10 protein-coding genes are annotated in these 8,587 nt (G+C 69.6%); 7 read left to right on the plus strand and 3 right to left on the minus strand.

Translation table 11 applies throughout. The features are described 5' to 3' along the window. Positions 1-122 precede the first annotated feature (122 nt). The 4 genes from ispG to VGE49_RS02360 all read left to right on the plus strand — a co-directional run bounded on the left by ispG (position 123) and on the right by VGE49_RS02360 (position 3,008). Positions 123-1,265 (plus strand): flavodoxin-dependent (E)-4-hydroxy-3-methylbut-2-enyl-diphosphate synthase, encoded by a 1,143-nt coding sequence (ispG, locus tag VGE49_RS02345; RefSeq protein WP_331032989.1) that lies wholly within the window; start codon positions 123-125, stop codon positions 1,263-1,265. A 2-nt stretch (positions 1,266-1,267) separates the two neighbouring features. Beyond that, complete coding sequence (locus tag VGE49_RS02350; protein ID WP_331032980.1) at positions 1,268-1,864, plus strand: glutathione S-transferase N-terminal domain-containing protein; 597 nt, start codon at positions 1,268-1,270, stop codon at positions 1,862-1,864. 113 nt (positions 1,865-1,977) lie between these two features. Further along, the gene (locus VGE49_RS02355) at positions 1,978-2,457 is read left to right on the plus strand and encodes a translation initiation factor 2 (RefSeq protein WP_331032981.1); all 480 of its coding nucleotides are present in this window, start codon (positions 1,978-1,980) and stop codon (positions 2,455-2,457) included. Beyond that, positions 2,454-3,008: a hypothetical protein gene (locus tag VGE49_RS02360; protein WP_331032982.1), complete on the plus strand. Its 555-nt coding sequence runs from the start codon at positions 2,454-2,456 to the stop codon at positions 3,006-3,008. Before VGE49_RS02355 ends, VGE49_RS02360 begins: the two co-directional genes overlap by 4 nt. A gap of 53 nt (positions 3,009-3,061) precedes the next feature. Here the strand turns inward: VGE49_RS02360 and VGE49_RS02365 are convergent, their stop codons facing one another. Continuing rightward, the gene (locus VGE49_RS02365) at positions 3,062-3,853 is read right to left on the minus strand and encodes a sulfite exporter TauE/SafE family protein (protein WP_331032983.1); all 792 of its coding nucleotides are present in this window, start codon (positions 3,851-3,853) and stop codon (positions 3,062-3,064) included. A 124-nt stretch (positions 3,854-3,977) separates the two neighbouring features. On the opposite strand from VGE49_RS02365, the gene VGE49_RS02370 reads away from it, so the two are divergent. Continuing rightward, positions 3,978-4,172, plus strand: a complete 195-nt coding sequence (locus VGE49_RS02370) for a hypothetical protein (protein WP_331032984.1) — start codon at positions 3,978-3,980, stop codon at positions 4,170-4,172. A gap of 5 nt (positions 4,173-4,177) precedes the next feature. Here the strand turns inward: VGE49_RS02370 and VGE49_RS02375 are convergent, their stop codons facing one another. Beyond that, positions 4,178-4,798 carry a response regulator gene (locus tag VGE49_RS02375; RefSeq protein ID WP_331032985.1) on the minus strand — a complete coding sequence of 207 codons (621 nt, stop codon included), beginning with the start codon at positions 4,796-4,798 and terminating at the stop codon, positions 4,178-4,180. Positions 4,799-4,984: 186 nt separating this feature from the next. Here VGE49_RS02375 and prfA point away from each other — a divergent pair, with 186 nt between their 5' ends. Next, positions 4,985-6,052, plus strand: a complete 1,068-nt coding sequence (gene prfA, locus VGE49_RS02380; protein WP_331032986.1) for a peptide chain release factor 1 — start codon at positions 4,985-4,987, stop codon at positions 6,050-6,052. Positions 6,053-6,055: 3 nt separating this feature from the next. Here prfA and VGE49_RS02385 read toward each other — a convergent pair whose 3' ends face one another. After that, complete coding sequence (locus tag VGE49_RS02385) at positions 6,056-7,372, minus strand: YihY/virulence factor BrkB family protein (RefSeq protein ID WP_331032987.1); 1,317 nt, start codon at positions 7,370-7,372, stop codon at positions 6,056-6,058. 9 nt (positions 7,373-7,381) lie between these two features. On the opposite strand from VGE49_RS02385, the gene prmC reads away from it, so the two are divergent. Then, positions 7,382-8,278, plus strand: coding sequence for a peptide chain release factor N(5)-glutamine methyltransferase (gene prmC, locus VGE49_RS02390; RefSeq protein WP_331032988.1), 897 nt, complete (start codon positions 7,382-7,384; stop codon positions 8,276-8,278). Positions 8,279-8,587 lie beyond the last annotated feature (309 nt).

The following is an 8,587-nucleotide window of genomic DNA, read 5'->3' on the forward strand; positions in this document are numbered from 1 at the left end:
CGCCGCCGCGCTTGCTGCGGCGCCGCCGCCCGCCGCTGCGCCCGCCCCCGCTGGATGAATCGTCGCGGACCCCGGCTGATGTCGTGGTTTTGCCGTCGTTCCTCGCCTATGTTCCGCGCGACATGAGCAGCACCGAACTCGGCCACATCCGTCCCTGGCGCCATATCGAGCGCCGCAAGAGCCGCCAGATCATGGTCGGCTCCGTCGCGGTCGGCGGCGACGCCCCGATCAGCGTCCAGTCGATGACCAATACGCCGACGACCGACGCGGCGGCCACGTTGGAACAGATCCGTCAGCTGGAGGAGGCCGGGGCCGACATCGTCCGCGTCTCCTGCCCGGACGAGGAGTCGACGGCGGCCTTCAGAACCATCGCGCGTGAGGCCCGCGTGCCGCTCGTGGCCGACATCCACTTCCACTACAAGCGCGGGATCGAGGCCGCCCAGGCGGGCGCCGCCTGCCTGCGCATCAACCCCGGCAACATCGGCTCCATCGACAGGGTCAAGGAGGTCGTCCAGGCCGCCCGCGATCACGGCTGCTCCATGCGCATCGGCGTCAACGCCGGTTCGCTGGAAAAGGAGCTGCTGGAGAAGTACGGCGAGCCCTGTCCCGACGCCATGGTCGAGAGCGCCTTGAACCACGCCCGCATCCTGCAGGATCTGGACTTCCACGAGTTCAAGATCTCGGTGAAGGCGTCCGATCCCTTCCTGACGGTCGCCGCCTATCAGCAGCTGGCCGAGGCCATCGACTGCCCGCTGCATCTCGGCGTGACCGAGGCGGGCCCCTTGCGCACCGGCACCATCAAGTCGGCCATCGGCATGGGGAACATGCTGTGGGCGGGCATCGGCGACACCATCCGCGTCTCTCTGGCCGCCGACCCGGTCGAGGAGATCAAGGTCGGCTTCGACATCCTCAAGTCCCTGGGCCTGCGCCACCGGGGGGTGAACATCATCGCCTGCCCGTCCTGCGCCCGTCAGGGCTTCAACGTCATCGAGACGGTGGCGATCCTGGAAGAGAAGCTGGCTCACGTCTCGACAGCCATGTCGCTGTCGATCATCGGCTGCGTCGTCAACGGCCCGGGCGAGGCCCTCTACACCGACGTCGGCTTCACCGGCGGCGGGGCGGGGTCGGGGATGCTGTATCTGAACGGCAAGATCGCCCACAAACAGGCCAATGACGGCATGATCGACGAGATCGTCGCCCAGGTCGAAGCCAAGGCCGCCGAACTGGACGCCGCCCGCGCCACCGCCCTCAACGCCGCCGAGTAGCCATGAAGCTCTACATCACCACGCCTTCGCCCTTCGCGCGCAAGGTTCGCATCGTCGCCCGCGAGAAGGGCCTGTCCGATCGGATCGAGGAGATCGCGGTCGATCCCTACGCCAATGCGCCCGAGTTGCTGGCCACCAATCCGGTGGTGCAGGTGCCGACCCTGGTGGCCGAGGACGGCCTGCCTCTGACCGACAGTCCGGTCATCGCCGAATATCTGGACGCCATGGGCGTCGGCCCGCGCCTGCTGCCCGCCGAAGGGCTTGAGCGTCTGCGCGTCAAGCGGCTGGAGACCCTGGCCAATGCGGCGCTGGAGATGGGCGTCAAGCTGGTGCTGGAGAAACGCCGCCCCGAGCAGGAACGCTCGCCGTCGTGGACGGCCCGCTGGACCGTCAACATGGGGCGCGCCCTGGATGCGCTGGAAGCCGCCGCGCCGGACGCGGAGGACTTCAACATGGGCGTGCTGAGCGCCGGGATCGCCGTCAGCTGGATCAGCTTCCGCCACCCCGACTACGACTGGAAGAGCGGCCGTCCCAACCTGGTCGCCCTGCAGACCGCGCTGGAACAGCGCCCCAGCTTCCAGGCCACCGTCCCGGTCTGATTTCGGGCAACGTGCTTAACATCACGCCTGCGTGATTGACGGAAGAACGTTGTAATGCGAAGGTGGGCGCAGGCCCGTCGGGGGGACGGTGCCGTTTCCTTTTCAGGACCATCATGATCTCCAAACGTCATGCACGCCTCGCCGTGCAAGCGATGGCGCTCGCCGGTTTGAGCGTCAGCCTGCCGGCCTGCGCCACCATCACGCGCGGCACCACCCAGCAGTTCACGGTGGAGAGCAGCCCGCCCGGCGCTCGCGCCTCGACCTCCAACGGTTTCCAGTGCGACGCCACGCCCTGCACCTTCCGCATGCCGCGCAAGGACGCCTTCAAAGTGACCATCTCGCGCGAGGGCTATGTCACCCAGGAGCACCAGATCATCAGCGGCGTCTCGGGCGGCGGCACCGCCGGCCTGGCCGGCAACCTGATCTTCGGCGGAGTGGTCGGCGGCGTGGTCGACGCCACCTCCGGCGCCATGAACGACCTGACGCCCAACCCGCTGATCGTGACGCTGGTTCCGGCCGGACATGAGGCCGCCGCGACGGTCGCGGCCGAGGCCGAGCGGGCCCGCGCCGCCGCTCCGCAGGCGCAGCCGTGAGCCGCGCCGTCATGATCCGTCGCGCCGCCGTCGTCGCCGTGTCGCTGGGCCTGCTGTCCCTGGGCGCCTGCGCCTCGGCCGCGCGCCCCGACGCCATGACCGTCCTGCCCTCGACCGTCGCCGCCGCCAAGGCGGGGGACGTCGGCTATCAGGCCGTCAAGATCGTCAACGTCTCGGGCGGCACCGACACCAACCCCTTGCTTATGTCCGAGGTCGCCAGCGGCGATTTCCGCCTGGCCCTGGAAAACTCGCTCAAGGCCACCGGCTATCTGGGCGCCACGGACTCGGCGCCGCTGTCGCTGACGGCGGCCATGCTGGAGCTGAAGCAGCCCCTCGCGGGGCTCGACATGTCGGTGACGAGCCGCGTGCGCTATTCGGTGACGGACGCCTCGGGGCGGATCGTGTTCGATGACACGGTCGCCGCCACCGGAACGGCCAAGATGGGCGAGGCCCTGGTGGGCACGGAACGCCTGCGACTGGCGAACGAATACGCCATCCGCGAGAACATCAAGGCCTTCATCGAACGTTTCCGCGCCCACACCCGGCGCTGATCGGCTGACTGAGAACGGGGGCGGGATCGGCGCAGGCCGGTCCCGCCCTTTGTCTATCGGCCGGTCAACCCGGCCAGTTGCGCGCCCTGGAAGGCGGCGAGGAACAGCAGCAGGAAGCCGACCGCATAGGTCAGGACCTTGCGCGGGATCTTCTTGACGAGCAGGCCCGCGAAGGGGGCGGCGATCAGGCCGCCGACCACCAGGCCCGCCACGGCGGCGAAGTGGTTTTCCAGCGCGCCGGCCTCTTCCCAGTGACCCGTGACCAGGGACCAGGCGAAGGTGGCCGAGATGGCGACGGTCAGGAAGAACTCGGCGGTGTTGACGGTGCCGATAGCCTTGCGCGGGTCATGGCCCGCCCCGACCATGGTCGAAGAGACAGTGGACCCCCAGCCGCCGCCGCCGACCGCGTCCAAGAAGCCGCCGACCACGCCGATGGGCGCGGTGATCCAGGCCGGCAGGTGGCGATGCGTGACGTCGTGCCCCGCCCGCCACAGGATCCAGACGCCGATCAGGGCGAGGTAGCCGATGATGAAGGGCTTGATGATCGCGCCGTCAATCCCCGCCAATACATAGGCCCCCAGGCAGCCGCCGATCACCCCGGCGATCGCCAGAGGCAGGAACAGCCGCCATTCCACGTTCCTGTGCCAGGCGTGGCTGCCGGCCGAGGCGGCGGTGGTGAAGACCTCGGCGGCGTGGACGCTGGCCGAGGCGGCGGCGGGCGGCACGCCGAAGGCCAGCAGCACCGAGGACGATATCACGCCGTAGGCCATGCCCAGGGCGCCGTCGACCGCCTGGGCCAGCAGCCCGACGACCAGGAAGAGAAGGAAGGTTTCGATGCTATCCAATTGCGCCCCGACATCTGCTCAGGTTCCAACGCCGCCGACGCCGGAAATGTTGCCGAACCTTAACTGGAGCGTTTGGCAGGGCCGGCTCCAGCGTCCTGGCCCTGATCAGCCGCGGGAGCCCCGTTTGCCGTCGACCCTTTCGCGCCGCGCCGTCGTCGGCGCCTTCGCCGGGGCTCCCGCCCCGGCCGAGGCGCCGCACCGGCTCGAGGTCGGCCAGCCCCTGGCGCGCTTCTGGCTGGCCCAGGCGACCCAGGTGCTGGTTCGCATGGAGGGCCGTACGGCCGAAGGCGCGGTCCAGCGCAAGACCCTGCTGGCCTGAGGCGGTCAGGCGACCGCCGCGTCCGGCGTCGCGATGCGCGCCAGGGCGTCCAGCACGTCGCGACCGGTATAGGGTTTGATGAGCATGGCGGCGGCCAGTTCGGCGTTCGCGGCCGCGGCGCTGACGTCGCCGGACAGGAAGATGATGGGGACGCCCCAGCGCGCCTTCAGGCTGCGGGCCAGGTCGAGGCCGGTGGCCTCGCCCGACAGGTTGATGTCCAGCAGGGCCGCGTCGATGGGATGCAGGGCGGTCGCCGCCTCGGCGGCCTCGGCGCTGTGGAAGGGACCGACGATGCGGTGTCCGGCGGCGTCCAGCGCCTCGGTCAGGGCGGCGGCGGCCTCGGCGTCGTCTTCGACCAGAAGGACGGTCAGGGGGCCGACCTCAGGCGCGGGGGCGACGGTTGCGGCCGGCGCCTGGCGCACCAGCACGGCGCGCACATAGGGCCACAGTTCGGCGGCGGGCCGCTCGGCGTCCAGATCGAAGATCTTGGCCAGGGCCTTCAGTTCGCTCTCGGCCTCAGCGGAGATCGTCGCGTCGGCGCGCGCCAGCAAGCCGTCGTAGAGCGCGCAAAGCCGCGCGACATTGGCGTCCGCGCCCGGCGGCGAACCCGCGTTTCCGTCGAACATGCCTGTCTCCTTTCAGTTTCAGCCCTGCCGAGCTAGGCGGTTTGCACCTGCGAAGAAACCGACCTGACGGGCTTGTGACGGCTGTTCACAATCGCTCCATCGACGCGTGTTCAGGCCTTGTCATCGACAGGGGACGGTCCGGCGGGTAAGGCTCCGCCCTCGATTTTTCCTTCAAAGGACGCTCCCTTGCGACTGCCCCAGGCCCGGCTCGATCAGGTGCTCGACCGCTTCCACCAGGTGGAGGCGCGCATGGGCGCGGCTTCGGACGGCGCCGAGATCGTCCGCCTGTCTAAGGAGCACGCCGAGCTCAAGCCGGTGGCCGACGCGGTGCAGGCCCTGGCCCGCGCCCGTGCCGAGGTCGAGGACCTGAAGGTCATGGCCTCGGACCCGGAAATGGCCGCCATGGCCGCCGACGAACTGGAGGCCCTGAACGCGCGCCTGCCCGAGCTGGAGCGCGAGGTCGCCCTGCTGCTGGCGCCGCGCGACGCCGATGAGAACGCCTCGGCCGTGCTGGAAGTGCGCGCCGGCACCGGCGGGGACGAGGCGGCCCTGTTCGCCGGCGACCTGTTCCGCATGTATTCGCGCTACGCCTCCACGCGCGGCTGGCGGGTCGAGCTCGACAGCGCCACCGAGGGCGAGGCCGGGGGCTACAAGGAAATCATCGCCACCGTCACCGGCGAGGGCGTGTTCGGCCGCCTCAAGTTCGAAAGCGGCGTCCACCGCGTCCAGCGCGTTCCGGCCACCGAGACGCAAGGCCGCATCCACACCTCGGCCGCCACCGTCGCCGTCCTGCCCGAGGTCGAGGACGTGGAGATCGAGATCCGCGACCAGGACATCCGCATCGACACCTTCCGCGCCTCCGGCTCGGGCGGCCAGCACGTCAACAAGACTGATTCCGCGGTCCGCATCACCCACCTGCCGACCGGCATCGTGGTGACGTCCTCGGAGAAGTCGCAGCACGTCAACCGCGACAAGGCGATGCGGAACCTGCGCGTGCGCCTCTACGACATGCAGCGTCAGGCCAAGGACGCCGCCCGTTCGGACGCGCGCAAGTCCCAGGTCGGCTCGGGCGATCGCTCGGAACGCATCCGCACCTACAACTTCCCGCAGGGCCGCGTCACCGATCACCGCATCGGCCTGACCCTGCACAGCCTGCCGCAGATCCTGGAAGGCGACATCGACCCCCTGCTGAACGCCCTGATCGCCGAGGACCAGGCCGCGCGCCTGGCCGATCTGGAAGCCGAGTTCAGCTGAGGGTCAGCGGCGCCTGACGCGCCGCCTCAGCACCCGGTCGCCTAAGGCCTCGGCGTATTTCAGGGTGAAGGCCAGGGCTGCGGGATTGCCCCGGCGCGGGCCGATGGAATCCGCCATGATCGCCCCGCGCTCGCCGATCGGCAGGGGCGCGCCGGTGGTGGTGTCGATCGCCGTCTGATGCTCGATCTCGGCGTTCAGCCGGGCGCCCATCAGGATCACCTGCACCGAGAACCAGGTCCACAGCAGGAAGCCCATGGCCGCCGCCAGCGGACCGTAGGAGTCGGTGCGCACGAAGGTGGTAAGGAACCAGCTGAACAGGAAGGACACCAGCAGGCTGAGCGCCGCCGCGAACAGGGCGCCCGGCGTCAGCCAGCGCCAGCGCGCCCGCGCCCGGCTGGGGGCCATGCGATAGATCAGGGCCAGGGCGGCGACATAGCCGAGGAACAGCAGCGGCCAGCGCAGCGGCGCCAGATGCGCCCATTCTTCTTCCAGGCCCAGCAGCTTCAGCACCACGGGCACGCCGACCACCAGACCCGAACTGAGCAGCACCGCCAGCAGGCCCGAGACGGTGAAGCCCATGCACATCAGATTGTAGGTGAGGATGTTGCGCCGCTCGACCTCGTGATAGGCGAGGTTCAGGCCGTAGAAGAGGGTCTTCACCCCGCCGTTGGCCGCCAGCAGCGACAGGGCCAGGGTCCAGACCAGGGTGAAGGTCAGTTCGCCGGTCGAGCCGCCCGCCAGCCGCTGCATCTCGGCCCCCAGGAACTGGGCCACGTTCGACGGCAGCACCTCATAGAGAAAACTAAGTTGCCCCCAGGCGTCGGCCGGATCGGCGAACAGGCCGTAGATGGTGACGAAGGCGCCCAGCGTCGGGAACAGGGCCAGCAGCATGAAGAAGGTCACGCCCCCGGCGACGAAGCCGACGCGGTCGCCGAAATAGCCCATGCCGGTGCGCCAGACGATGTCGACCCATCCCTTGCGCGGGATATGGGCCGGGTGCTGGGCCAGACGCCCGCGTCCGGGTTCGTCGGCGTCATAGTCCTCGGGCGTGAGATCGCGCGGGGGCAGGGGCTCGGGCCGTCTGGGCCGCAGCTCGACGCCGTACTTGTGGCCTTGCGTATAAAGCAGGTGCGCCGCCGTGGCCCCCGCCGCCAGACCGCCCGCCGCGGCGCCCAGATAGCGCCAGACCGCGCCGCCGTTTCCGCGTTTTCGCGACGTCCGTTTCAGAAGGTTCTGCATCCCCATCCGCCCCTCAACGGCCACGCTGGCCGCCTGTTCCCGGTCCGCTTGCGTCTTGAATTCCCGCGCGGCAATCGCCAATCAGCCTTCATGTCCGAAAACGCATCCGCCGCCCCGACCCTGCTCACCGCCTGGAAAGGCGCGCAAGCCCGGCTGAAAGCCGCCGGCATCGACAGTCCGTCGATCGACGCCCGCCTGCTGCTGGAGGCCTCGACCGGGGCGGGCCGCGTCGACATCCTGACCGATCCCTATCGCGTCGTCGACGCCGACAAGCTCGCGGCGCTGGACGCCATGATCGAACGCCGCCTGAAGCGCGAGCCGGTGTCGCGCATCCTGGGCAAGAAGGGCTTCTGGAAGATCATGCTGAACGTCACCCCCGACGTGCTCAGCCCGCGCCCGGACACCGAGACCCTGCTGGACGTCGTCGTGCGGGCCTTCCCGCCGCATCGCGCCTTCGACTTCGTCGACCTGGGCACCGGCTCGGGCGCCATCCTGCTGGCCACCCTGGTCGAGCGGGCCGGGGCGCGCGGCGTCGGCACGGACATCTCGACCGAGGCCATCGCCGTGGCGCGCGAGAACGCCGCCAACCTGGACCTGGACGGCCGCTGCACCTTCATCCGCACCGATTGGGCCACGGGTTTCGCCGACGACAGCTTCGACCTGGTGGTGTCCAATCCGCCCTATATCCCGACCGCCGACATCGCCGGTCTGGACCCCGAGGTGCGCGAGCATGACCCGCATCTGGCGCTGGACGGCGGCCCCGACGGCCTGCAGCCCTATCGCGATCTGGCCCCCGAGATCGCCCGCATCCTGCGCCCCGACGGCGTCTTCGCCGTCGAGATCGGCTGGGATCAGGGGGCGGCGGTCAAGGCCCTGTTCGAGGCGGCCGGCTTCACCGGCGTCAAGGTGGTCAAGGACCTGGGCGACCGCGACCGCGTCGTCACCAACGGCCCGGACCCGCGCGTCGACCCCATCCCCGAGGCCTGACGGGGGGCGAAAGGGACGCGCAACAAAAGCCTTGGAAACGACGTCATCGCGCGCTAAGTCGTTTCTTGTCTCCCACTCAAACGCATCCTTTTCGGGCAGGTTTGCTCGCTCAAGCGCGTCTGGGCCAGTGACGGTCGGGCCGGTTCGGCCCGGCGGACCACAGGGCGGCGAACGGTTTTCCGAGCACATCGATACGGGGATTGGCCCCGACCGAACGGAACGACGAACTGGGTCCTGCCCGTCCTCACCCGACGGCGGCCCGCACCAGCACGGTAAGCTCCGATGAGAGATTTCAAGGGCATGAAGCGT

Origin of the sequence: Brevundimonas sp. (assembly GCF_036405315.1) — a bacterium.
Taxonomy (GTDB): Bacteria; Pseudomonadota; Alphaproteobacteria; order Caulobacterales; family Caulobacteraceae; genus Brevundimonas.

Bases quoted from the DNA above. Each gene is read 5' to 3' on its own strand.
- ispG (WP_331032989.1), top strand. From the start codon at position 123: ATGAGCAGCACCGAACTCGGCCACATCCGTCCCTGGCGCCATATCGAG.
- VGE49_RS02350 (WP_331032980.1), top strand. From the start codon at position 1,268: ATGAAGCTCTACATCACCACGCCTTCGCCCTTCGCGCGCAAGGTTCGC.
- VGE49_RS02355 (WP_331032981.1), top strand. From the start codon at position 1,978: ATGATCTCCAAACGTCATGCACGCCTCGCCGTGCAAGCGATGGCGCTC.
- VGE49_RS02375 (WP_331032985.1), bottom strand. From the start codon at position 4,798: ATGTTCGACGGAAACGCGGGTTCGCCGCCGGGCGCGGACGCCAATGTC.
- prmC (WP_331032988.1), top strand. From the start codon at position 7,382: ATGTCCGAAAACGCATCCGCCGCCCCGACCCTGCTCACCGCCTGGAAA.